This window comes from Rhodococcoides fascians A44A (genome assembly GCF_000760735.1).
In the GTDB taxonomy this organism is placed as follows: domain Bacteria; phylum Actinomycetota; class Actinomycetes; order Mycobacteriales; family Mycobacteriaceae; genus Rhodococcoides; species Rhodococcoides fascians_E.
The window spans coordinates 543,903-567,903 of sequence record NZ_JMEX01000008.1 but is presented as its reverse complement, the minus strand read 5'-3'; the positions used below and the strand labels follow the sequence as shown (position 1 = coordinate 567,903).

Annotated in this window: 25 protein-coding genes and 1 riboswitch; of the genes, 17 read left to right on the top strand and 8 right to left on the bottom strand. The window is 65.4% G+C overall.

Annotated elements, in window-relative coordinates:
* Nucleotides 1-26: 26 nt before the first annotated feature.
* Together pta and BH95_RS14945 are read left to right on the top strand one after the other, a co-directional pair.
* On the top strand, nt 27-2,102 hold the full coding sequence (gene pta / locus BH95_RS14950; RefSeq protein ID WP_037185155.1) for a phosphate acetyltransferase: 2,076 nt from the start codon (nt 27-29) through the stop codon (nt 2,100-2,102).
* Nucleotides 2,099-3,295 carry an acetate kinase gene (locus BH95_RS14945; protein ID WP_020110801.1) on the top strand — a complete coding sequence of 399 codons (1,197 nt, stop codon included), beginning with the start codon at nt 2,099-2,101 and terminating at the stop codon, nt 3,293-3,295. Before pta ends, BH95_RS14945 begins: the two co-directional genes overlap by 4 nt.
* On the opposite strand, the gene BH95_RS14940 is transcribed toward BH95_RS14945, so the two are convergent.
* The 3 genes from BH95_RS14940 to BH95_RS14930 are packed head-to-tail and all read right to left on the bottom strand — an operon-like array spanning nt 3,284 to nt 7,975.
* Nucleotides 3,284-5,662: a serine/threonine-protein kinase gene (locus BH95_RS14940; RefSeq protein WP_167336908.1), complete on the bottom strand. Its 2,379-nt coding sequence runs from the start codon at nt 5,660-5,662 to the stop codon at nt 3,284-3,286. The two genes, BH95_RS14945 and BH95_RS14940, sit on opposite strands and share 12 nt — an antisense overlap.
* 1 nt (nt 5,663) lies before the next feature.
* Entirely contained in the window at nt 5,664-6,662 is a 999-nt protein-coding gene (locus BH95_RS14935) for a glutamate ABC transporter substrate-binding protein (RefSeq protein WP_037182887.1), read from the bottom strand.
* Complete coding sequence (locus BH95_RS14930; protein ID WP_027498635.1) at nt 6,659-7,975, bottom strand: hypothetical protein; 1,317 nt, start codon at nt 7,973-7,975, stop codon at nt 6,659-6,661. Before BH95_RS14930 ends, BH95_RS14935 begins: the two co-directional genes overlap by 4 nt.
* A gap of 72 nt (nt 7,976-8,047) precedes the next feature.
* On the opposite strand from BH95_RS14930, the gene BH95_RS14925 reads away from it, so the two are divergent.
* Complete coding sequence (locus BH95_RS14925) at nt 8,048-8,887, top strand: NUDIX hydrolase (RefSeq protein ID WP_019663275.1); 840 nt, start codon at nt 8,048-8,050, stop codon at nt 8,885-8,887.
* Here the strand turns inward: BH95_RS14925 and thiE are convergent.
* The gene (thiE, locus tag BH95_RS14920) at nt 8,884-9,564 is read right to left on the bottom strand and encodes a thiamine phosphate synthase (RefSeq protein ID WP_019663276.1); all 681 of its coding nucleotides are present in this window, start codon (nt 9,562-9,564) and stop codon (nt 8,884-8,886) included. The genes BH95_RS14925 and thiE overlap by 4 nt on opposite strands.
* A 29-nt stretch (nt 9,565-9,593) precedes the next feature.
* Nucleotides 9,594-9,706, top strand: a riboswitch (TPP riboswitch).
* Here thiE and thiO point away from each other — a divergent pair.
* From thiO to BH95_RS14875, 9 genes are all read left to right on the top strand, one after another.
* Nucleotides 9,706-10,806 carry a glycine oxidase ThiO gene (thiO, locus tag BH95_RS14915; RefSeq protein ID WP_037143572.1) on the top strand — a complete coding sequence of 367 codons (1,101 nt, stop codon included), beginning with the start codon at nt 9,706-9,708 and terminating at the stop codon, nt 10,804-10,806. Its footprint overlaps the riboswitch before it by 1 nt.
* Nucleotides 10,803-11,000, top strand: a complete 198-nt coding sequence (gene thiS, locus BH95_RS14910; RefSeq protein ID WP_019663278.1) for a sulfur carrier protein ThiS — start codon at nt 10,803-10,805, stop codon at nt 10,998-11,000. Before thiO ends, thiS begins: the two co-directional genes overlap by 4 nt.
* Nucleotides 10,993-11,745 carry a thiazole synthase gene (locus BH95_RS14905; protein WP_019663279.1) on the top strand — a complete coding sequence of 251 codons (753 nt, stop codon included), beginning with the start codon at nt 10,993-10,995 and terminating at the stop codon, nt 11,743-11,745. Before thiS ends, BH95_RS14905 begins: the two co-directional genes overlap by 8 nt.
* A gap of 124 nt (nt 11,746-11,869) precedes the next feature.
* The gene (locus tag BH95_RS14900; protein ID WP_037182884.1) at nt 11,870-12,844 is read left to right on the top strand and encodes an ABC transporter ATP-binding protein; all 975 of its coding nucleotides are present in this window, start codon (nt 11,870-11,872) and stop codon (nt 12,842-12,844) included.
* On the top strand, nt 12,844-13,641 hold the full coding sequence (locus BH95_RS14895) for an ABC transporter permease (protein ID WP_019668066.1): 798 nt from the start codon (nt 12,844-12,846) through the stop codon (nt 13,639-13,641). The genes BH95_RS14900 and BH95_RS14895 overlap by 1 nt, the downstream gene beginning before the upstream one ends.
* Before the next feature lie 170 nt (nt 13,642-13,811).
* Nucleotides 13,812-14,786 (top strand): ABC transporter ATP-binding protein, encoded by a 975-nt coding sequence (locus BH95_RS14890; protein ID WP_037182882.1) that lies wholly within the window; start codon nt 13,812-13,814, stop codon nt 14,784-14,786.
* The gene (locus BH95_RS14885) at nt 14,786-15,583 is read left to right on the top strand and encodes an ABC transporter permease (RefSeq protein ID WP_020112594.1); all 798 of its coding nucleotides are present in this window, start codon (nt 14,786-14,788) and stop codon (nt 15,581-15,583) included. The genes BH95_RS14890 and BH95_RS14885 overlap by 1 nt, the downstream gene beginning before the upstream one ends.
* A gap of 25 nt (nt 15,584-15,608) precedes the next feature.
* A complete protein-coding gene (locus BH95_RS14880; RefSeq protein ID WP_037182879.1) occupies nt 15,609-17,099 on the top strand; it encodes a M28 family peptidase in 1,491 nt (496 codons plus the stop codon).
* 76 nt (nt 17,100-17,175) lie between these two features.
* Nucleotides 17,176-17,955 carry an adenylate/guanylate cyclase domain-containing protein gene (locus BH95_RS14875; protein ID WP_230595877.1) on the top strand — a complete coding sequence of 260 codons (780 nt, stop codon included), beginning with the start codon at nt 17,176-17,178 and terminating at the stop codon, nt 17,953-17,955.
* Nucleotides 17,956-17,972: 17 nt separating this feature from the next.
* On the opposite strand, the gene thiD is transcribed toward BH95_RS14875, so the two are convergent.
* Nucleotides 17,973-18,824 (bottom strand): bifunctional hydroxymethylpyrimidine kinase/phosphomethylpyrimidine kinase, encoded by an 852-nt coding sequence (thiD, locus tag BH95_RS14870; RefSeq protein ID WP_019666651.1) that lies wholly within the window; start codon nt 18,822-18,824, stop codon nt 17,973-17,975.
* 278 nt (nt 18,825-19,102) lie between these two features.
* On the opposite strand from thiD, the gene BH95_RS14865 reads away from it, so the two are divergent.
* From BH95_RS14865 to BH95_RS14855, 3 genes are all read left to right on the top strand, one after another.
* The gene (locus BH95_RS14865) at nt 19,103-19,429 is read left to right on the top strand and encodes a GNAT family N-acetyltransferase (RefSeq protein ID WP_019666650.1); all 327 of its coding nucleotides are present in this window, start codon (nt 19,103-19,105) and stop codon (nt 19,427-19,429) included.
* A 97-nt stretch (nt 19,430-19,526) separates the two neighbouring features.
* Nucleotides 19,527-19,844, top strand: a complete 318-nt coding sequence (locus BH95_RS14860) for a GNAT family N-acetyltransferase (protein WP_020112592.1) — start codon at nt 19,527-19,529, stop codon at nt 19,842-19,844.
* Nucleotides 19,845-19,931: 87 nt separating this feature from the next.
* A complete protein-coding gene (locus BH95_RS14855; RefSeq protein ID WP_020112591.1) occupies nt 19,932-20,531 on the top strand; it encodes a hypothetical protein in 600 nt (199 codons plus the stop codon).
* Here the strand turns inward: BH95_RS14855 and BH95_RS14850 are convergent.
* The 3 genes from BH95_RS14850 to BH95_RS14840 are packed head-to-tail and all read right to left on the bottom strand — an operon-like array spanning nt 20,501 to nt 22,832.
* Entirely contained in the window at nt 20,501-21,301 is an 801-nt protein-coding gene (locus BH95_RS14850) for an exodeoxyribonuclease III (RefSeq protein WP_026348066.1), read from the bottom strand. The two genes, BH95_RS14855 and BH95_RS14850, sit on opposite strands and share 31 nt — an antisense overlap.
* A 21-nt stretch (nt 21,302-21,322) precedes the next feature.
* Nucleotides 21,323-22,237 carry an N-acetylglutamate synthase, CG3035 family gene (locus BH95_RS14845; RefSeq protein WP_019666646.1) on the bottom strand — a complete coding sequence of 305 codons (915 nt, stop codon included), beginning with the start codon at nt 22,235-22,237 and terminating at the stop codon, nt 21,323-21,325.
* Between the two features lie 4 nt (nt 22,238-22,241).
* The gene (locus tag BH95_RS14840) at nt 22,242-22,832 is read right to left on the bottom strand and encodes a peptide deformylase (protein ID WP_019666645.1); all 591 of its coding nucleotides are present in this window, start codon (nt 22,830-22,832) and stop codon (nt 22,242-22,244) included.
* 279 nt (nt 22,833-23,111) lie between these two features.
* Between BH95_RS14840 and BH95_RS14835 the strand changes: the two genes are divergently transcribed.
* Both BH95_RS14835 and BH95_RS14830 read left to right on the top strand, forming a co-directional pair.
* On the top strand, nt 23,112-23,441 hold the full coding sequence (locus BH95_RS14835; protein ID WP_019666644.1) for a DUF3263 domain-containing protein: 330 nt from the start codon (nt 23,112-23,114) through the stop codon (nt 23,439-23,441).
* Between the two features lie 73 nt (nt 23,442-23,514).
* Nucleotides 23,515-23,970 carry a LytR C-terminal domain-containing protein gene (locus BH95_RS14830; RefSeq protein WP_019666643.1) on the top strand — a complete coding sequence of 152 codons (456 nt, stop codon included), beginning with the start codon at nt 23,515-23,517 and terminating at the stop codon, nt 23,968-23,970.
* Nucleotides 23,971-24,001 lie beyond the last annotated feature (31 nt).

The window sequence follows — 24,001 nt, the reverse complement described above, 5'->3', positions numbered from 1 at the left end:
CAGCAGGAACCAGTACGCTGACTCCCATGGCCGAGCCTGCATCGAGCATCTACATCGCCTCACCCGAGGGCGACACCGGTAAGTCGACCATTGCACTCGGAGTGCTCCAGATGCTGTGTGCGTCTGCGGCCCGGGTCGGTGTCTTCCGGCCCATCGCGAGGTCGACGACGGAAACCGACTACATTCTGGAACTTCTCGTCGACCACACGACGGCGGATCTGTCCTACGAGCAGTCACTCGGCGTCACCTACGAGGCCGTGCACGCCGATCCCGACGCCGCGCTCGGCGAGATCGTCTCACGCTTCCACGACGTCGCCGCGCAGTGCGACGCAGTGGTGATCGTCGGCAGCGATTTCACGGACGTCGGCAGCCCGTCGGAACTGAGTTTCAACGCCCGTGTCGCAGCGAACCTCGGCGCGCCTGTGCTGCTTGCGCTTCGAGGCTCGGAACGGTCGACGAGCGAGATCGTCCAATTGGCGCAGCTGTGTCAGGCCGAGCTTCGTCAGCACCACGCGCACCTCGCCGCGATCGTCGCCAACCGATGCGATCCCGACAAGCTCGACGAGGTCACCGAGGCACTGACACCGCTCGGAGTGCCAGCGTGGAGCCTGCCGGAGATCCCACTGCTGATCGCCCCGACGATGGCCGAGCTGCTCGAGGCCGTCGACGGAAAGCTCTACAGCGGAGACCCCGAGCTCATGCAACGCGAAGCGCTTCGGGTCATGGTCGGCGGGATGACGGCCGAGCACATCCTCGAGCGTCTGACGGATTCAGTGGTGGTCATCGCCCCGGCCGACCGCTCGGACGTGCTGCTGGCACTGGTCAACGCCCATGAAGCAGAGGGCTTTCCCTCGCTCGCCGGCATCATCATGAACGGGGGCATCGAGCCGCACCCCGCGATCGCCAGGCTCGTGTCCGGTCTCGGTCCCAAACTGCCGATCCTGACGACGGACCTCGGTACGTTCGACACCGCCTCCGCGGCGGCGAAAGCACGTGGCCGGGTGGCCGTCGGCTCGCAGCGCAAGGTGGACACCGCACTGAGCCTGATGGAACAGCGCGTCGACGCTCGGGCCCTGCTGGATCGGCTGGAGCTGAGCATTCCGTCGATCACCACCCCGCAGATGTTCGAGTACCAGCTGATCCACCGCGCTCGCGCCGATCAGAAACACATCGTCCTCCCCGAGGGCGGTGACGACCGCATCCTTCGCGCGGCGGGAAGGCTGCTGCAGCGGCAGGGGGCCACGCTGACGATCCTCGGCGAGGAAGGCCCCATCCGGCGTCGCGCAGCGGAACTCGGTGTCGACCTCGGCGACGCGCAGGTGCTCGACCCCAAGACCTCGGACCACGCCGAGGACTTCGCCGCCGAATACACCGAACTACGCAAGCACAAGGGCATGCGCATCGAGCGGGCACGCGAGATCATGACCGACATCTCCTACTTCGGAACCATGATGGTGTACAAGGGAATTGCCGACGGCATGGTGTCCGGCGCCGCCCACACCACAGCCCACACGATCCGTCCGTCGTTCGAGATCATCAAGACGGCCGACGGCGTCGACACCGTCTCGAGCATCTTCTTGATGTGCCTGTCCGACCGCGTTCTCGCCTACGGCGACTGCGCTATCGTGCCGGACCCGACGGCGGAGCAACTGGCCGACATCGCGATCTCGTCGGCGACCACGTCCGCTCAGTTCGGCATCGAACCCCGCATCGCGATGCTGTCCTATTCCACCGGCGACTCGGGAACCGGCGCCGACGTCGACAAGGTACGCGAGGCCACGCGGCTCGTGCGGGAACGAAACCCGGAACTGCTCGTGGAGGGCCCGATTCAGTACGACGCAGCGATAGAGCCGTCCGTCGCGAAGTCCAAGCTGCCCGATTCCGATGTCGCCGGCCGCGCAACGGTGTTCATCTTCCCGGACCTCAACACGGGCAACAACACGTACAAGGCGGTGCAGCGCAGCGCAGGTGCCGTCGCGGTCGGGCCGGTTCTGCAGGGTCTTCGCAAGCCCGTCAACGACCTCTCTCGCGGTGCACTGGTGGAGGACATCGTCAACACCGTTGCCATCACGGCCATCCAGGCACAGGGGCACCAGGCATGAGCGTCCTCGTCGTCAACTCCGGTTCGTCGTCGGTGAAGTTCCAACTGGTGGAACCCGAGACCGGCCGGTCCGTCGCCTCCGGGCTGGTCGAGCAGATCGGGGAGCCGGAAGGTCGCGTCGTCCTCGAGTTCCACGGTGAGGAGATCGAGAACCGCCGGGAGATAGCCGATCACGGTGTCGGTCTCGCCGTCGCGTTCGAGATGCTGGAGAACGCGGGAGTGGAGCTGGGTTCCGACGTGACGGCGGTGGGCCACCGCGTCGTACACGGCGGGGAGATCTTCTACCGACCGACGCTGATCGACGACGCGGTCGTCAAGCAGATCTCCGACCTCAGTGCGCTTGCGCCGCTGCACAATCCACCCAACGTACTCGGCATCGACGTTGCGCGCGAACAATTGCCGTCCATCCCGCACGTCGCCGTGTTCGACACTGCGTTCTTCCATTCGCTGCCCGCCGCCGCGGCCACGTACGCGATCGACCGAGACGTGGCCCGCCGGAACGGGATCAGGCGCTACGGCTTCCACGGCACGTCGCACGAGTACGTGTCGGGTCGGGTGTCGGAGTTCCTCGGCCGAGACGACCTGAACCAGATCGTGTTGCACCTGGGCAACGGAGCGTCTGCATCCGCGATCCGCAGCGGCGTTCCGATCGACACCTCGATGGGCCTGACGCCCTTGGAAGGCCTGGTCATGGGCACCCGCAGCGGTGACATCGACCCGGGCGTCGTCATGCATCTACGGCGCAACGCGGACATGGACGTCGACGAGATCGACCAGTTGCTGAACCGGAATTCCGGGCTCAAAGGACTCGCAGGTGTCAACGACTTCCGAGTGCTCGCCCAGAAGATCGACGACGGTGACGACGACGCCGCACTCGCCTACGACGTCTACATCCACCGTCTCCGCAAGTACATCGGTGCCTACATGGTGAACCTGGGCCGACTCGACGCCATCACGTTCACCGCCGGCGTCGGCGAGAACGCCTCCGCGGTACGCGCCGACGCCCTGGCGTCGCTGGAAGGGTTCGGTATCGTCGTCGACTCCGAGCGAAATGCCGTACGCAGCAAGGATGCTCGTGTGATCTCGACCGACGACTCGGCGGTGACCGTCCTCGTCGTCCCGACCGACGAAGAACTCGCCATCGCCCGCGCCACCGAACAGGTCGTGTCGGAGCAGAACGGGTCAGAAGAGTGACTGTGGCCTGATGGCGTTGGCGAGGTCGACGAGCGTGTAGCGGTGCGCGCGGTCGGTCGCGTTACGGGCAAGGGCGCGTAACCCGGTCTCGGTGCCCGAGCGCAGGCCCGTCTCGGTGAACGGGGCACCGAGAATCGGCTCACGTTCGGTCTCGACAGCATGACCGGACCGAACCCAGTCCATTGCCATCGCCAGAACCAACGTGCGCATCTGCAACGCTCGAGGTTCGCGCCGGGGGAGCATGGCGACACGTCTCGCGGCCTCGCGGAAGTCGTCCTCCTCGAGGTCGGGGGACGGCCGATCCATCAACAGCGTCAGCACACTCGTCATACGAGCGACGGCGTAGTGCCGCGAGCTGATGGGAACCTGATCCAGCACTCCGACGGCCGCGGTGGGGTCGCTGCGATACATCATCTGGCGCGCAAGGCCGAAGGCGGAGCTGACGACGGCGCGATTGGTGCGCCACACCGAGAGATAGTACGACTCGGCGCAGGCCCGCCACTTCTCGCGCTCTTCCGGCTCCTGGACGGAGGTGCCCTCCATGATCAGCTCGGCGCTCGCGGCCAAGGCGATCTTGGGGGCCAGCTCACCCGGCATCGCATCGAGAACGTTCTCGAAATGCGTCGATGCGTCGGAGAACTCGTTGCGCAACAGGTCCAGAAGGCCGGAGTACCACTCGACCCGCCACGGATCGGGGCCGTCGGTGATCACCTGGTTCAGCACCGATTGCGCGGTCCCGGTATCTCCGAGGTCGATGTGCGCCTTCACCTCCGCGAGGGTGATCTCGAGTCCGCCCGGCGATCCGTCGGCGAACCTCTCGATACCGTTGCGGCGGGCGTGCGCAAGGGAATCGAGCGTCTGCTGCGGTTCGCTGTGCACCGCCGCCGCCAGTAGAGGTGCGCTCGGATCGAGTGGATCGACCAAGGGAACAGGAAGCGCGGAGACGACGTCGCGAGCACTGATTCTGTCGCCGCGCACCTTGCCGTCGACGTACGTGTCCGTGCGCCCGACGGATTCTTCGGTGCCGAACGTGGTGCGCGGCGGACTGAACGCCGTCGACAGGCCGGGACGTTCCGTTCCGGTCTGCAGCGACAGAATCTCGCGGAGTACACCGGTGGCCTGGCTGGCCAGCACGTCGGCGGTGGAGAACCGCTGTGCCGGATCGGGATTGGTGGCACGCAGCAGCAATCGATGGAACGAGGGGTACCGGCGGAGCAGTTCGTGATCCTCCGGCGACGGAATGCCCGGGTCGTACTTTCCCTTCGTCTGCGGCATGTCCAGAGTGAGAACCGCCAACGTGCGCCCGACGGTGTAGATGTCCGACGCCACCGTCGGGCCGGTCTCGACGATCTCCGGGGCTTGATATCCGGCAGTGCCGTAGAGGTATCCGAAATCCTCGATACCCGCGACCGCGCCGAGATCGATGAGCTTGATCTGATCGTCGGTGACCATGATGTTCTCGGGCTTGAGATCGTTGTACACCAACCCGATGGAGTGCAGGTAGGACAACGCGGGAAGAACCTCCAGCACGTAGGCGATGGCCTGCTCCACCGGCATCCGAACCCGCGCACCCGACTCGGCGTCCTTGCGAGAGGACAGAATGTCCCGCAACGAACGCCCACCCACGTACTCCATGACGATGAACCCGATGCGGGTGCCGTCGGTACGTGGCTGCTCGACGAAGTTGTAGATCTTCACGACGCCCGGATGCGCCACCTCCGCGAGGAACTGACGCTCGGCGACGGCGACCGCGTGGGCCTCGTCGTCACCGAAGTGCAGCAGACCCTTCAACACCACCCAGCGATCGCTGACGTTGCGGTCGATGGCCAGGTAGATCCAACCGAGACCGCCGTGCGCGATACACCCCTGCACCTCGTACTGCCCGACGACGAGATCGCCCGGCTCGAGCAGCGGCGTGAAATCGTACGTCGAGCCGCAATGAGGACAGATGCCCGACGGCTTGTCCGGCTCACCGTCTGCACTCCGGCCGACCGGTGAGTTGCATTTCCAGCAGAACCGTTTGCGTTGCGGAACAGTGGGATCCGACATCACCGCCGTCGCAGGGTCGACAGGATCGACACGAGGAATGTCCACCAGGCCCGCGCCGAGGCGTCGGCGAGGATCCGTTCGATTCGACCGAGTCGGCCTCGTCCGGCCGGACGTCCGCGACGAACGAACCTGCGAGACAGGAGAAGCCTGAGTTCGGTCGGCAGCCTGAGTCCTGTCGGCGGCCTGGGTGCGCTCGGACGCTTCGGTTCTGGCGACGGCTTCGGTACGGGACACGGCCTCGGTGCGGGACACGGCTTCGGTGCGCTGTGAGGGCGCGGTGGATCGACCGGTCGGAGTCTCGGGGTCTCGGGCGCTCATGTCAGTCCACGTACTGGGGGAACGGCGGGCCGGGCGAGCTGCCCAGGACCGACAGCCAGCGGGAGTACAGGCGGTTCCAGGTTCCGTCACCGCGGATTCGCTCCAGGGTGCCGTTGACGAACCGCACCAGATCCTCACTCTCCTTCTTGATTCCGACACCGTACGGCTCGGGGCTCAGGCTGTCGCCGACGAGTTCCAGGTACGGATCCTGCGCGGCGAGACCGGCGAGGATCGTGTCGTCGGTGCTGACGGCGTCGACCTGACGTTGTTGGAGGACGACGAGGCAGTCGGACCACATCGCGGCCGTGGTGATCTGCGCAGTCGGGACGATGCGCTGCAGCCGCCGCAGCGACGTCGTGCCGTCGACCGCGCAGACGCGTCGATTCGCCAGGTCCGCAACACCGTTGATGCCGGAGTTCTTGACCGCGAGCACCCGGTGCTGCGCCTGGAAGTACACCGTGGAGAACGACACTTCCTCCTTGCGCGCACAGGTGATGGTCATGGTCTTGACCACCACGTCGACCGTCGAGTTCTGCAAGGCCTCGATACGTTCCGCGGAGGTCAGGATGCGGAAGTCCACTCGATCCGGGTCACCGAAGAGGTCGCGTGAGATCTCGCGCGCGATGTCGACGTCGAACCCGACGAGCTTGCCGGTCATCGGATCACGGAAGCTGAAAAGGTTGCTGCCGGTGTCCAGCCCGACGATCAGTCGACCGCGCTCTCGGATCTGGTCGACGGTCGGAGACGGTGGCGTGTTCTCCGGGGCAAGACCGGCCAGTCCTGGTCCGAACTGCAGGGGACGAAGACTGGCCGTCGGGCGCGCGCACTGCGGGTCGGGGGAGTCGACTTCCGGTGCACCCGTTGCCGGGCCCGCACCGTCGGGCATGGGTGGTTCGGTGTAACTGATGTCCGGCTCGGGCGGCAACGCCTCCGGTGCAACGCAACTGGTGGTGAGCAGACCCACGAGGATCGCGGCGACGACGAGAAGAATTCGGTTCACAGGTACTCACGCAACCTTGGAACGAGACCGCCTGCGACGCCCGCCGCAGCGGCGATCGTGAGGACGATGGCTCCGGAGCTCAACGCGACGAGGGAGGTCTTGGCCCGCTCGACGTTGCCCCGAAGCTCGGTACGGCCCTGTTCGATGCCGGCGATCAGCATGTCGTCGAGAGCCTTGAACTGAACCGCCGAATCTGCGACGCCGCTTCCCGTCGCGATGGTGACGGCGGTGTTGAAATCGCCGACGGCCAACGCGTCGTCGATCCGCTGATGCGCGGTCTTCCACTTGGCCAACGACTCCGTCATCGCCGCATCACCGTCGAACAGATCGGCCAGTTTCTGCGTGTTGTCGTTGAATTCGGCGTCGTACTCGCGGGTGCTGCCGCGGCGCACGAGGTTGAGAGTCTCGTCGGACCTGGCCTGCTGAGCGAGGATGAACCCCGTGGTGAGCTTCTGCAGCGGGGTGACACCGCGGTCCAGCGCACGGTCGGTCGCGGTCGCGGAGATGAGCCCGGCCACCAGCATCCACCCGAGGAGCACCGTGACCAGACCCGACGCCGTCAGAAACCCCCAGTTCAGGGTCCGGTGCGTGCGCCGCGACAAGTACAGCTGAGCCAACACCAGCAGTCCGAGGACGACGACGATGGTCGCGATAGCGAACACCGGTGGGTGGACGAACCTTTCCTGATCCGTCGACACCCGCGATGCCTGCGCCGTGTACAGGCCCTCGGCGCGGGGAAGCAGCGAGGTCTGCATCAGCGTGGACGCCTCACCGAGGTACGACGATCCGACGGGATTGCCACTCCGATTGTTGGAACGGGCGGTCTCGACGAGGCCCGTGTACACCGGCAGTGCCGCACCGATCTCCGTGAGAGCGTCCCTGGCCTCGGTGTCGGACTCGCCGAGCCCGCCAGACGCCCGGATCAGCTCGGTGCCCGCGTCGCCGATGGCCTGCGCGTACCGGTCACGCACCGCCTGAGGTTCCAGGCCACCGGAGATGAACGCCGTCGACGCCGCGGCATCCGCGACCGACAGGGCGCCGTACAGATTCTGCGCGGAATTGGCCAGAGGCTCGGTGCGCACCAACAACGAATCGAGCGTGGACTCGCGATCGGACACAGCCTCACTCGTCACGAACCCCGTCGCGACCAGCAACACGATCAGCAGACCGCCCAGGGCGATCATGCGCGCAGGCGTCGAGCGTGCCAGGCGCCGCAACTCACGCCGCGAGTCGCTCTCCGAGGCCGTGGCGGCCGTCGTGGGAGGTACGGCAGCAGTGGGTGTAGTGCCGACCACGTTCACAGGTTCGAGCATATAAGTTTCCGCCCGCGGTGCGTACGTGGACGGCGAACACTCCGAAGGTGCAGTCCCCTAAGGTGTGGAGGTATGCGCGGCGACGGTGACGGGTGGGTAGTCGGGGAGAACGGCACGCGACACTGGGGAAGGTACGGAGCCGCAGGTCTGCTCCTGCGTGCACCGTCCGCAGACGGTGAGCCGACGGTACTGCTGCAACACCGCGCCCTCTGGAGTCACCAGGGCGGAACCTGGGCGCTTCCGGGCGGCGCGAAGGACTCGCACGAGAGCGCAGTGACGGCCGCCGTCCGTGAAGCCGACGAAGAAGCAGGAATCGGCGCGGCCCGGCTCAACGTCCGAGGAGAAAAGCTCACCGCGACGGCCCCGAGCGGTTGGACGTACACCACCGTCGTCGCCGACGCCGACACTCAGCTTCCCACCACCCCGAACGGTGAAAGCACCGAACTGCGTTGGGTTCCCGAAAGCATGGTCGACGCCCTGCCTCTGCACCCCGGCTTCGCGGCGAGCTGGCCCACCTTGCGGACCGAACCTCTCCGCGTACTGCTCGACACCGCCAACGTGCTCGGCTCCCGCCCCAACGGCTGGTGGAAGGACCGCAGCGGCGCAACCGGCGAGCTGCTGACCTCCCTCGCCGACGTCCTGCCGCGCACCGTCGAACTGCCCGGCGGCACCTACGGGTGGCTCACCACCATCGAAGCCGTCCTCGAAGGCGACGCCCGCGCAGCCCGATTCGACGACGCCCGAGTCCCCGTCATCCATGCGTCGGGCAGCGGCGACGACGAACTCGCCCGGCGCGCACACGACGGAAGCGCGCTGACCGCGCTCGTCACCGCGGACCGCGGCCTGAAGGAACGGTTGCCGACGGCGGTGCAGGTGCTCCCGCCGTCGACCGTCCTCGCCTGGCTGAGCTAGTTGCCCTTCAGCTTCTCCGCCAGCGCCTGAGCTGCGGCCTGCGGGTCGCGGGCCTGCGTGATGGCACGCACGACGACAACACGGTCCGCGCCGGCCGCAAGGACCTCGTCGACGTTGTCGGCGTCGACACCGCCGATGGCGAACCACGGCCGTGTCGGAGCCGAGTCGGCCGTGCTGCGCACCAGTTCGAGGCCCGCGGCCTTGCGATTCGGCTTCGTCGGCGTCGCCCACACCGGCCCGGTCGCGAAGTAGTCCACACCGTCCTCGATCGCCGCCAGACTCGCCTGGCTACGGTTCTGCGTCGAACGTCCGATCACCACATCCGGTCCGAGGATCTGCCGCGCGTAATGCACCGGCAGATCGCCCTGGCCCAGATGCAACACATCGGCGTTCGACGCCAACGCCAGGTCCGCGCGGTCGTTGACGGCCAACAGCGCGCCGTGACGCCTGGTGGCCGCGGACAGGACGGCCAGCGCAGCCAGTTCGTCCTTGGCCTCCAGCGGACCGAACTCACGCTCACCTGCGGAGTTCTTGTCGCGAAGCTGAATGATGTCGACGCCGCCGGACAGTGCCGCCTCGGCGAACTGGGCTAGATCGCCGAGCTCGCGCCTGGCGTCGGTGCACAGGTACAGGCGGGCAGAGTTCAAGCGTTCACGGGAGCTCTGAGTGGGATGCACGTCTCCAGACGGTAGTCTTCTCGTCGGAAAGACAGATACACGGGAGTCCTGGGGTACGCGGGGCTGAGAGTGGACACGCCCGTCCTTACCGTCAATACCTGAACCGGATCATGCCGGCGCAGGGAGTGAGGGTGGTTCTCGGTGAAGTTCGAAAAGTCGCAGTTCGACGGGCCGCAGTTCGAAAAGTCGGGGCTCGGAACGCTTGCCGTCGTCGGAGGCGGCGTCATCGGCCTCGCCGTCGCAGCCAGGGCGCAGCGCGACGGATGGTCGGTCCAGCTGTACGACCCGAACATCGGGTCGGGCGCGTCCTGGGTGGCCGGCGGAATGCTCGCACCGCTGTCCGAGGGATGGCCGGGCGAACACGAACTACTGAAGCTGGGGGCGCGCTCGCTGGACCGCTGGCCCGAGTTCGCACGCGAGCTCGGAGTCGACGTGTTCACCGCATCGGGCTCGTTGACCGTCGCACTCGACGCCGCCGACGCCCAGGACCTGCGGACCATCGCAGAATTCGTCGGCGAACACGGGCACCAGCTGGACATCCTGAACCGGGCGCAGATCCGGGAACTCGAACCTTCGCTCGCGCAGAACATCCGCCTCGGACTTCTCGCGCCGACGGAACAGGCCGTCGACAACCGCGCCCTCGTCGACGCACTGACAGCGTCCGCAGCCGGCGTCGACTTCGTCGCCGAACAGGTGACCGACCTCGACGCCCTGACTGCCGACCGAATCGTCGTCGCCGCCGGAGCGCAGGTCTCCGCCCTTCTCCCGGACATCCCCGTCCGACCCGTCAAAGGCGAAATACTCCGACTCAGACGACGACCCAGCGCGACGGCTCCGCCCAGCCGAACCATCCGAGGCAGCGTCCACGGCCGCCCCATCTACCTCGTGCCACGCGGCGACGGCCTCGTCGTCGGCGCCACCCAGTACGAATCCGGCCACGACACCCAGGTCACCGTCGCCGGAGTCCGCGACCTCATCGCCGACGCCGAACGACTGATGCCCAGCATCGGCGAATACGAACTACACGAAGCCGCCGCCGGACTGCGCCCCATGAGCCCCGACGGCCTACCGCTCATCGGCCGCGTCTCCGAACGCGTCATCGTCGCCGCCGGACACGGACGCAACGGAATCCTGCTGACACCCATCACCACAGACGCTGTCGCCGCACTACTCACCGGCGACACACTCCCCGAAGCCAAGGCTGCAGATCCAGCCCGATTCGAGACAGGAAGGCACCGATGATCACCGTCAACGGCGAAGAACACGCACTCTCCGAGGGGCTGACGATGCGTCGACTCCTCGCCGATCTGTCCATGCCGGACACGGGCATCGCCGTCGCCGTCGACGGAACAGTCCTGCCGAAGAGCCGATGGGACGCCACCACCGTCGAACCCGGCTGGACCATCGAAATCCTCACCGCGGTGCAGGGTGGCTGACGTGCTGACTATCGCGGACAGAACCTTCGAATCCCGACTCATCATGGGCACCGGAGGAGCAGCGAACCTGACCGTCCTGGAAGAGGCACTGGTGGCGTCGGGCACCGAGCTGACCACCGTGGCCATGCGACGCGTCGACGCCGCAGGCGGCACCGGTGTCCTCGATCTACTGCGCAAGCTCGACATCGCACCCCTGCCCAACACCGCCGGCTGTCGCGGCGCCTCCGAAGCCGTTCTCACTGCACAGCTCGGACGTGAAGCACTCGAAACCGACTGGGTGAAGCTCGAAGTCATCGCCGACGAGCGAACACTGCTGCCCGATGCCATCGAACTGGTCAAGGCCGCAGAGCAACTCGTCGACGACGGGTTCAACGTACTCCCGTACACCACCGACGACCCCGTCCTGGCACGCAGACTCGAAGACATCGGCTGCGTCGCCGTCATGCCACTCGGTGCGCCGATCGGCACCGGACTCGGCATCTCCAACCCACACAACATCGAGATGATCGTCGACGCGGCAGGCGTTCCCGTCATCCTCGACGCAGGCATCGGCACCGCCAGCGACGCAGCCGTGGCGATGGAACTCGGGTGCGACGCAGTTCTTCTCGCCACCGCCGTGACCCGCGCCAAAGACCCCGCACTGATGGCGTCGGCGATGCGGCACGCGGTGAGCGCCGGATTCGAGGCCCGCCGCGCGGGCCGCATTCCCAAACGTTTCTGGGCCCAGGCCAGTTCTCCTATGTGAGTGGTTGTGTAGGCCAGGGCCTACACAACCACTCACATAGGAGCGGGTGTCATCCGAAAGGATGAGTCGAATCGCGACTCGCGGGCGATGTGCGAGCACCCGTCGATCGGGCACAGTGGACCCCATGATTCAAGTGACGGGGTTGACGAAGCAGTACGGTGCGGTGAAGGCGGTCGATGATCTGTCTTTTTCCGTGAAGCCGGGGATTGTGACGGGTTTTCTCGGGCCGAATGGTGCGGGGAAGTCGACGACGATGCGGACGATTTTGGGTCTGGATCGTCCGACGAGTGGTCAGGCGTTGATCGAGGGTAAGCCGTATGGCGAGTTGAAGCAGCCGTTGCGGAGTGTGGGTGCGTTGTTGGATGCGAAGTGGGTGCATCCGAATCGTTCTGCGCGTGCGCATTTGGAGTGGATGGCTGCGTCGAACGGTATTCCGAGGTCTCGTGTGGACGAGGTGCTTCGGTTGGTGGGGTTGAGTGAGGTTGCGAAGAAGAATGCGGGTGGTTTCTCGCTCGGTATGTCGCAGCGGTTGGGTCTGGCGGGGGCGTTGTTGGGGGATCCGAAGGTGTTGTTGTTCGATGAGCCGGTGAATGGTCTCGATCCTGAGGGCATTGTGTGGATTCGTAAGTTCATGCAGCGTTTGGCGGCGGAGGGTCGGACGGTGTTGGTGTCGAGTCATCTGTTGTCGGAGATGGCGCAGACGGCGGAGCATCTGGTGGTGATCGGTCGGGGTCGGTTGGTGTCGGATACGTCGGTGCAGGATTTCATCGATCATGCGTCGGAGGCGTCGGTGAAGGTGCGTAGTCCTCAGTTGGATGCGTTGCGGAGTGCGTTGACGTCGGCGGGGTTGACGGTGCGTGAGCCTGCGGGGGTGGATCAGTTGCAGCCGGCGATCGTGGTGACGGATTCGACGACCGAGGTGATCGGTGATATCGCTGCTCGGCATCAGATCGTGTTGCATGAGTTGTCCTCGCAGCGTGGGTCTTTGGAGGAGGCGTTCATGAAGCTGACGGGTGAGGATGTTCAGTATCACGGTGCGGGTGCTGATGGTGTGGACGGTCAGGGGTCGGATTACAAGGCGATGGGTGGTGCTCTCTGATGGGTGTGTTGGCTGCGGAACGTATCAAGATCACCTCGACGAAGTCACCCTGGTGGTGCACGATCGCCATCATCGCCCTCGGGTTGGGGCTTGCCTTCGCGGTGGGACTGGCGGCCAAACTGGGTCTGCAGTCCTACAACAACCAGATCGCCGAGGGCAACAAACCCGAATTCGAGCCCTACCTACCGTCGGTCTTCGAAGTGGTCGGCAGTGGCGTCGGCGGCATGGGGCTCATGGTCCTCATGATCCTGGCTGCGCTGACGGTGACCAGCGAATACCGCTTCGGCATCATCAGAACCACGTTCCAGGCGGTCCCGAACCGCGCCGCAGTGCTGGTCGCGAAAGCGTCGCTCATCGGTGTGTTCGGTTTCGTGCTGACGTTCGTTCTCGGACTGCTGGCGTTCTACATCGGTAAGGCAGTCGCCGGACCGGATGCAGGCGCTCTGCTGAGCTTCGACATCGACGGCACCTGGCGAGCGATCTACGGAACCGCGATCCTGGCCTTCCTGCAGGTGTTCATCGCCGTCGGAGTCGGTGCGCTTCTTCGCCAGTCCGCAGGCGCCATCGCACTGCTGCTGCTCTGGCCGCTACTGGTCGAGTCGCTGTTCGGACTGTTCGGATCCTTCGGCCGCGCGATCCAGCCGTTCCTGCCCTTCGGAAACGCCAGCCACTTCCTCGGTGAAGCCGGAGGCGTCGACTATCACTGGGGACCGTGGGGAAGCCTGGTCTACTTCGCGATCTTCACCGCCGTCGTGTTCGGTGCAGCATTGCTGGTCGTCAACCGCCGGGACGCGTGAGTGTAAAGTAATACAAACCGCAAAGAACCTCCGAAGGAATACCTTCGGAGGTTCTTTGCATCTCAGGGAAAACCCTGACGAAATTCCGCTTTCCGTCATCCGTGAGAACGACTCGAAAGAATACTTCCGAGCGATGCGGTACGAACCGGAACAGGGCAGTATTTCCGTTCATGATCGAAGTGACGGGGTTGACGAAGCAGTACGGTGCGGTGAAGGCGGTCGATGATCTGTCTTTTTCCGTGAAGCCGGGGATTGTGACGGGTTTTCTCGGGCCGAATGGTGCGGGGAAGTCGACGACGATGCGGACGATTTTGGGTCTGGATCGTCCGACGAGTGGTCAGGCGTTGATCGAGGGTAAGCCGTATGGCGAGTTGAAGCAGCCGTTGCGGAGTGTGGGTGCGTTGTTGGATGCGAAGTGGGTGCATCCGAATCGTTCTGCGCGTGCGCATTTGGAGTGGATGGCTGCGTCGAACGGTATTCCGAGGTCTCGTGTGGACGAGGTGCTTCGGTTGGTGGGGTTGAGTGAGGTTGCGAAGAAGAATGCGGGTGGTTTCTCGCTCGGTATGTCGCAGCGGTTGGGTCTGGCGGGGGCGTTGTTGGGGGATCCGAAGGTGTTGTTGTTCGATGAGCCGGTGAATGGTCTCGATCCTGAGGGCATTGTGTGGATTCGTAAGTTCATGCAGCGTTTGGCGGCGGAGGGTCGGACGGTGTTGGTGTCGAGTCATCTGTTGTCGGAGATGGCGCAGACGGCGGAGCATCTGGTGGTGATCGGTCGGGGTCGGTTGGTGTCGGATACGTCGGTGCAGGATTTCATCGATCATGCGTCGGAGGCGTCGGTGAAGGTGCGTAGTCCTCAGTTGGATGCGTTGCGGAGTGCGTTGACGTCGGCGGGGTTGACGGTGCGTGAGCCTGCGGGGGTGGATCAGTTGCAGCCGGCGATCGTGGTGACGGATTCGACGACCGAGGTGATCGGTGATATCGCTGCTCGGCATCAGATCGTGTTGCATGAGTTGTCCTCGCAGCGTGGGTCTTTGGAGGAGGCGTTCATGAAGCTGACGGGTGAGGATGTTCAGTATCACGGTGCGGGTGCTGATGGTGTGGACGGTCAGGGGTCGGATTACAAGGCGATGGGTGGTGCTCTCTGATGGGTGTGTTGGCTGCGGAACGTATCAAGATCACCTCGACGAAGTCACCCTGGTGGTGCACGATCGCGGTGATCGTCCTCGGATTGGGCCTCGCGGGAATCGTCGGATTCACCTCCGAACTCGGCCTCGAATCCTACAAAGATCAAGTGGCTCAGGGTGACACACCGGACTACGATCCGTACCTCCCCACCGTCTACGACGCGGTCGGCAGCGGCGTCGGAGGTTTCGGAGTCATGGTGTTGATGATCCTGGCCGCCTTGACGGTGACCAGCGAGTATCGCTTCGGCGTCATCCGTACGACGTTCCAGGCGATGCCCAATCGCGCATCGGTACTCGTCGCCAAGGCATTTCTGATCGGTGTTCTGGGGCTGGTGCTGAGCTTCGTCCTCGGTCTCGGCGCGTTCTACATCGCCAAGGTGTTCGCAGGCGCCGAGGCAGGCGAACTGCTGAGCTTCGACATCGACGGCACGTGGCGCGTCATCTACGGGACCGCGATCCTCGCCTTCCTGCAGATCGTCGTCGCCGTCGGAGTCGGTGCCCTTCTTCGCCAGTCCGCAGGCGCCATCGCACTGCTGTTGCTGTGGCCGCTGGTGGTCGAGAACCTCTTCGGCCTGTTCGGATCCTTCGGTCGCGCGGTGCAACCGTTCCTGCCCTGGCTCAATGCCTCTCACTTCCTCGGATCCGACGGCGGAGTCGACTTCCACTGGGGACCGTGGGGGAGCCTGGTCTACTTCGTGGTCTTCACCGCCATCGTGTTCGGCGCCGCAGTGTTCGTCACCGATCATCGAGACGCCTGACGGCCGGAGAAGCTAGGGTGCTTCCATGCCACGGAAGACCTTGCTTGCAAGTTTCGCAGTCGGCGCGCTCGTCCTGGCCGGTTGCTCCACGTCCTCGGACAACTCCGGGGCCGAGGAGCAGCCGGCCGTGTCGGTTCCGACGCCGATCTCCAGTCCCGACGGCCCAGGGCTCGCGGACGCCGTCACCGGCGACGCCGTGGTCGCTCACCTCAAGGAGCTCGAACGGATCGCGTCGGAGAACAACGGCAACCGCGCCGCCGGCACCTCCGGATACGACGCCAGCGTCGACTACGTGAGCGGAAAACTGCAGGCAGCCGGATTCGACGTCGAGACACCGGAATTCGACTTCGACCAGTTCACGGTGGACACCGAGTTGCTGTCGGCCGGAGACGAGCAGATCTCGGTCAAAGCCCTCGGATACTCTCCAGCCACCCCCGAGGACGGCATCACCGCACGCGTCGTCGCAGCTCCCGCCGACGAGTCACCCGGTTGCGAGGCAACCGATTACGACGGACTCGACGTCAGCGGTGCCATCGTTGTCGTGAACCGGGGTCTGTGTCCCTTCGTCGCCAAACAAACCGTCGCGGCGGACCTCGGCGCCGTCGCGGTCGTCGTGGTCAACAACGTCCCCGGGCCCGTGGACAACGGCACTCTCGGCAGCAAGGACGACGCCAAGATCCCGACGGGCGGCGTCTCGCAGGAGGACGGCGCGGCCGTCGCGTCGGCGCCGGAACTGACGCTCACGCTGGACACGGTCACCACAACGACCAAGAGCCGCAACATCATCGCGCAGACCTCGACGGGAGACACCTCGAACGTCGTGGTCGCGGGCGCCCACCTGGACAGCGTCGAGGAAGGCCCGGGCATCAACGACAACGGCAGCGGCACCGCGGCGGTGTTGGAATCCGCGCTGCAACTCGGCAGCGAGCCGGACGTGACCAACGCCGTCCGGTTCACGTTCTGGGGCGCGGAAGAGAACGGACTCGTCGGATCGACTGCCTACGTCGAGGGCCTGAGCGACGAGGACAAGGCCGACATCGCGTTGTACCTCAACTTCGACATGATCGGCTCGCACAACGCCGGATACCTCGCGTACGACGGAGACGACTCCGACAAAGTCGGCGAACCGGCTGGACCGGCAGGGTCCGACGCCATCGAGCGTGTGTTCGTCGACTACCTCGGCGGAGAAGGAATCGCCGTCGACGGAACCGATTTCGACGGCCGATCCGACTACGGCCCGTTCATTGCCGCCGGCATCCCGGCAGGCGGAGTGTTCAGCGGCGCCGACGACGAGAAGACCCCCGAACAAGCAGAGAAGTGGGGCGGCACGGCCGGGGAGACCTACGACGAGAACTACCACACCGCCGAGGACACACTCGCGAACGTCGATCGCGAGGCACTCGCGAAGAACGCGTCGGCGATCGGTTTCGGAATCGGCACGTACGCGGAGTCGGTCGAAGGACCCAACGGCGTTCCGGTCGGGGACGCCCGCACCCAGGCGCGTTCGGGCCAGTGACCCACGAACCGGGGATCTTCGGGCTACGAAGTGTCTGTAACCCTCGGTTACGCTTCGTGTCGTGAAACTGTCGTCGATGGTCGGCTGGGTGCAGGATGTCAACCGCAGCCCAGGGGTCGTCGACGTGGTGCGGAGGTTCCGACGGGTTCTGCCGGGCGACCCCACGTTCGGTGATCCGCTGTCCCTGGCAGGCGAAGGGTCGGCACTCGCCGTGGCCCGCGTAGCCGACAAGTTCCGCGGTGACGAGCCTGGTGCCACCCGAGAAATCGGACTCGGAGCACTTCAGGTGTGGCAGGCAGTGCTCGAGAGAACCGGCCGAGGCCGGGGAGAACGCGACGTGACCATCGTCTTCACCGATCTGGTGGGATTCTCGTCGTGGTCCCTCGTCGCAGGCGACGCCGCGACTCTGACCCTGCTGAGGAAGGTGTCCCAGGCAGTCGAGCCGGCCGTCGCCGCGGGCGGTGGACACGTCGTCAAGAGGCTGGGCGACGGCATCATGGCGGTCTTCTACCGACCCGACCAGGCGCTCGAAGCGGTGGTCGCGGCACGGACGGCGCTGTCGGAGGTCGACGTCGACGGATACACACCGACCATGAGGGTCGGGATTCACACCGGAAATCCGCGACAGATCGGATCCGACTGGCTCGGCGTCGACGTCACCATCGCCGCCCGCGTCATGCAAACCGGCGGTAACGGCAACCTGATGATCTCCCGGAACGCGTTCGACGCAGTACACCCCGACACGGTCGACGCACTCGGATTGGTTCCGCGGCCCTACCGTCGCGGATTCTTCGCCCCCAAACTCACCGGCGTACCCGAGGACCTGAAGATTCTCCGGCTGGTACGCCACCGCTGACCGGGGTCCAGCGCGCCCTACGAGCTTTGGACGTGCAGCCTCCACAGCGGAGAGACGGGACCGTGGCCTGCGCCCAGGTCGTACGACGCCGCGAGGCACTCGGTGACCCAGTCCTTGCCGAACGCGACCGCGTCCGGCACCGAATACCCGTTGGCCAGCGCGCTGGCGATGGCGGCAGCCAACGTGTCTCCACCTCCGTGATCGTTGCCCGTGTCGATTCGCGGCCGGGAGAATTCGGTGAAGGTATCGCCGTCGAACAGGATGTCCGTGCTGGTCGTCGACGTGCGTAGGTGACCGCCCTTCACTATCGCCCACCCCGCGCCCAACGCATGCAGCGCTTCGGCCGCCCGGCGGGCGGTGGCGTCGTCGATCACGTCGATGCCGGTGATGAGGCGAACCTCGTCGAGATTGGGGGTGACGACAGTGGCGATGGGGATCAGAACGTTCCGGATGGCGTCCAACGCCTCCGCGTGCAGAAGCGGATCACCGTGCATCGACGCGCACACCGGATCGACGACGAGCGGGATCGTGCCGTTCTTACCGATGCCGACCTCGGTGCAGACATCGGTGACGGCTTCGATGATGGCTGTCGACGCCAGCATGCCGGTCTTGGCGGCGCTGATTCCGATGTCGCCGACGACGGTGCGGACCTGGTCTGCGACGACGGCCGGCGGGATTTCGTGGAAGCCACTGACGCCGACGGTGTTCTGCACGGTCACCGCGGCGACGGCGACGCACGCGTGCACCCCGCACATCGCCATGGTGCGGCTGTCCGCTTGGATGCCCGCACCGCCGCCGGAATCGGTCCCGGCAATGGTCAGAGCGCGAACCGGCGTGGAGCCGTTGGGGGGCAGCGGTAGGAACTTCACATCGCGACAGTACCGGCACGGCCGGTGTGGAGGACGCCCGGTTTTACCGCACCTTCGGGAGATGCACGGTAGTGCATGAATGTTGTTGCATCACAACGGTGATGGAAACTCTGTATGACCGATACCAGGGTCTGTGTTGCATGGAGGTTGCATACCTACGGAACCGAAGGTTTGTTGCTACAAACGGGTGACAAGCTATCTGATCGCATGTTTAATAGTGGTGCACGTCACATGTAATTGCTTCACTGCACATCCCGGAAATGCAAAGGAGGTGACCCATGCTTGCCAGTACTCCCAGTGCTGATGTCTCCATCAACACCGACCAGAATCGTTTCGAGTTGCGGCTCAACGGTGATCTGGTGGGAATCGTCGGCTACTTCGAAGTCGAGAACACGCAGAAGCGCGGAGCCCGTACGCACGTCGTGTCGTTCATGCACACCGTCGTCACCGAGGACTTCGGCCATCAGGGCCTCGCGGCTATCCTCGTCCGCCGATCCCTCGACAGTGCGCGCTCGTATGGATGGAAGGTGAAGCCGGTGTGTACGTACGTACAGCGGTTCCTCGCCGCCAATCCGGATTACTCCGACGTGGTCGTTCCGCTCTGAGTCGTCCGGTAACGGTCCGGGTTCGGCGCGACGTCGAATTGCTATCCAAGTAGCCGACTGTCCCTCGTGACGGGCCGACCTCCGCTCTACTCGGGGGATGGATCACACGTCGAGCACACTGGCAGCGTCGGTTCGCATAGTGGACAACGCCGAGCATCACCGATTCGACCTCTTCGTCGGGGGCGATCTCATTGGCATCCTCGGTTACCGCCGTTCAGGCAGTGACGCCTCCGTGGCGTTCATGCACACGGTCGTCACGGAAGATTTCGGTGACCGCGGCTGGGCGGGTGTACTCGTCAGGGGTGCACTCAACACCGCACGCGACCGGGGCTGGTCCATTCTTCCGGTATGCACCTACGTCCAGCGCTATCTGGCCCGGAACCCGGAATTCCTCGATCTCGTCGCACCGGACTGAGAGCAGTGCTCTTGTTTTCTCCGTGTGCCTGGTGAATACTCACTTCAGAACGAGAGCACCGCTCTCGCATCCTGAAGGAGGGCACGCATGCGATCGACTGTCGGGCTTCTGGTCGCCACGGGCGTTCTGTTCGCCGTCTATCCCGTTCTGAGGCCCTACTCCTCCGATTCAGGGCAGGCCGGCGCCGACGCGTTCGGGTCCGGACTGTGGGTAGCGGCGCACGTCAGCGCGATGCTCGGGTTCATCACGCTCGCTCTCGCAGTACGCACGATGAACGTCGGCGCCGTCGCCGAAGTGACGACGTGGGTCGGCGTCGGACTGACACTGCCGTACTACGGCGCCGAGACGTTCGCACTCCACGTGCTGGGATCCGACGCGCTGAGCACCGGCGATCTTCGGCTGATCGACCTCGCCGAACCCATCCGATACGGCCCCACACAAACGGTGATGTTCGGTGCCGGACTGATCCTCGTGGCCATCGGTACCGTTGCACTTGCGCGGCGCGTGCCCGGCTGGCAGTCCGCGCTCTTCGCGTCGGGCTTCGTCCTGTTTCTTCCGCAGTTCTTCGCGCCCCCGTGGTTGCGTGTTGCGCACGGACTGCTCGTTCTCGCCGGCGCAGCAGCGCTGGCGGTCCACGTCGCTGCGGGGCGTGATCGTCAGGAAATATCGACGACGACGGGTGCGTGATCGCTGGCACCCTTGCCCTTGCGCTCCTCACGATCGATCGAGGCGCCCGTCACCCGGGACGCAAGAGCCGGGGAAGCCAGAGCCATGTCGATACGAAGTCCCTGCTTCTTCGGGAAGCGAAGCTGCGTGTAGTCCCAGTAGGTGAACGTCCGCGGCTCGGGCGTGAACTGCCGAGTCACCTCGGTGAATCCGACCTCCGCGAACGACTCGAACGCATCCCGCTCCGGCTGCGACGTGTGGGTCTTGCCCTCGAACAACGCCGGATCCCAGACATCGTCGTCGGTAGGCGCGATGTTCCAGTCCCCGACGAGCGCGATCTGCGCGTCCGGGTCCGCCGACACCCAGGCCTGAGCGTCGGCCCGCAGCTTGGCGAGCCACTCGAGCTTGTACGTGTAATGCGGATCCGCCAGCTCGCGCCCGTTGGGTACGTACAGGCTCCACACGCGAACCCCGCCGCACGTGGCTCCGATGGCCCGCGCCTCGCGCACCGCCTCGACCTCCGGGTCCTTGCTGAACCCGGGCTGATCCTCGAAGCCGATCTGCACGTCGTCCAACCCGACCCGCGACAGCAAGGCGACACCGTTCCACTGGCTGAGGCCGACATGGGCGACCTCGTACCCGATCTCGGTGAACCGCTCGTACGGAAACTGCGCGTCCTTGCACTTGGTTTCCTGCATCGCCAGCACGTCGACATCGGATCGCTGCAGCCAATCCACGATCCGATCCTGACGAGAGCGGACGGAGTTCACATTCCAGGTAGCCAATCGCACGGCGATCAGACTAACGGGTGCTCACATAAGGTCGGCGTAGCGATAGCGATGATGCTCGGTGAAGCCGAGGCCCTCGTACATGGCCACGGCGCCTGCATTGGCCGCCGAGACCTGCAGGTACGCGTGCGTCGCACCCTGCGTGCGACCCCAGGCGACCAGTTCGCCGCAGATCCTCGTTCCGAGGCCGTTCCGTCGATGCGCCTCCGCGACCTCGATGGCCGTCAGACCGACCCAGCGTCGACCGTCGGGCGCGTCCGTCACCGCTGCACGCCCGATCGCCAGCATCTCGCTGGACGCCGAGCCGATCCGGCCGAACGCCGCCACACCGTCACGCACCGACGAGATGACCTCGAGCGCACCGTCGGGCAGGGGTCGCCCGCGGTAGCGGTACACGCCGAGCCAGTCGGCGTCGGGCACGTCGGAGAAGACCGACAGAGTTTCGACGGGCAGCTCCAACCGGGAGATGTCCGCGGCCATGACCAGTGTTTCGTCCCGCGTCACCCACCCGGCGGGCGGTGAACCCAGTCGGTCGGGCAGCAGGAGCACGGCAGGTAGGCCGCGCTCGGAGAACCATCGGACGATGTCGTCGAGGGACACATGACCGGCCGACGGTTCCACCGGCAACGCGGAGTTCGCCCGGCCGGTGAACCCGTGCCCGGCGCGCAGGAGCCAGCCGTCGATCCAGGCCTGTTCGACGCCGGGCCAGCCGTCGGCGGCAGCACGTTCCAGCGATCGAATCTCCGACGTGCGAATCGGACGCGGCCCGAGCTCCTTCAGCGCGACGACACGATCGGGCGCGACTCTGACTTCGCGACCGTCCGCGGACTGCACCGCGACCACCGACCGGCTGTGCTCGATCAGTTCGCCGATGACGTCCGTCATCGGGTGGCTGTGGCCGGGTGGCAGCCGGTAGCGCAGCATGACCCGCGGTCCCACCGCGTCAGTCCTCGTGGCCGAACGGATCTTCGACGGTGCCGGGGACCCAGGACAGACCCGGCTTGCCCCAACCGGCGCGTTTGATCGCCTTCTTCGCGGCACGCGCATTGCGGCCGATGAGAACGTCGACGTACAGGAAACCGTCGAGGTGCCCGACCTCGTGCTGCAGCATGCGAGCGAAGAAACCCGTTCCTTCGATGTCGACGGGCTCGCCCGCGGCGTCGGTGCCCGTGACGCGTGCCCAGTCCGCACGTCCGGTGGGGTACTGCTCGCCGGGAACCGAAAGGCAGCCCTCGTCGTCGTCCTCGGGATCCGGCATCGTCTCGGGGATCTCCGACGTCTCCAGAACCGGGTTGATCACCTCGCCGCGGCGACGGACGACCTTGCCGTCCTCGCCCTCGTCGGGGCAGTCGTAGATGAACAGCCGAAGGGGTTCGCCGACCTGGTTGGCGGCGAGTCCGACGCCGTTGGCGGCGGCGAGCGTGTCGTACATGTTCGCGATAAGGTCGGCGAGTTCGGCGGGCGTCTCGGTGACGGGCCGGGTGGGGGTGTGCAGTACCGGGTCGCCGACGATCCGGATCGGGAGAATTGCCATGGTCGACAAGAATACTGGCGTGAAGCCCCTCTCCGTGCACACGGTGAGGGGGCGCGACTCGCCGCACGTCCTGCGAGCTGTGCCCAAGCACTGCGCACCGTGGTTCAATAACAACCGAAACACACGTGTGTAATTTCGTGCCGACTGCCCGCCCCTCGGGTGCGTCGACGCGGGTCTGGGGCTCGTGGCAAAAGGTGGGGACCGGCATGACGGCACAGGACAGCATCACGGCACAGGATCGGGATCCGTCGACACGGATCCGCGAAGTCGAGGAGTGAGATGGACGGCGCAGCAGCGCGTGACTCGAACCAGTCTCAGCAACCGGGAAACACGGGGGACATCAACGAGGTCGGAGCAGACGGCCTGACCCGTCGTGAACACGACATCCTGTCCTTCGAGCGCCAGTGGTGGAAGTACGCAGGCGCAAAGGAAGAAGCCATCAAGGAACTCTTCTCGATGTCCGCGACTCGCTACTACCAGGTGTTGAACGCACTCGTCGACCGCCCGGAATCACTGGCAGCCGATCCCATGCTGGTGAAGCGTCTGCGCAGGCTCCGCGCGAGCCGTCAGAAGGCAAGGGCTGCGAGGCGACTCGGCTTCGAGGTCTAGCCGTCAACTAGTGTCTTCCAGTGTGAGCAGTCCCAACCCGGAATCGTCCGGCCCTCCGCTCCGCGCCTTGGCAATGGTTCTCATTTCGCTCGCGATTCTGTTCGCAGCGATCGGTGCACTGTCGTTGACCGGTTCCGGAGACAGTGAAGAAGCGGCCGCCCCCGAGGCCACCAGCGAAGTCGCGGAAGCGACCTCCCCGGCAGCTCAGGCGCCGGCGGCCTCGACCACCAGCGCCCCGACGACGTCCGTCGCACCGGCCGAGGTCGAGGTACGCGTGCTGAACAACAGCGACGTCTCCGGTCTGGCAGCCACCACTGCGGACACGCTCACCGCCCAGGGCTGGACGATCGCCGAAACGGGCAACTACGCCCAGACCCAGGTCCCCGCCACCACGGTGTACTACGGAGACGCCTCCGGCGCGGAGGCCGCGGCGCAGGAGATAGCCCAACAACTGGGCGCCACCGCCGAAGCCATGCCGGCCACACTGACCGGGTTCGGAGACAGCGTCGTCGTGATGGTCACCCAGTAGAGCCCCGACCGACCACGTGTCGACCGGGCTA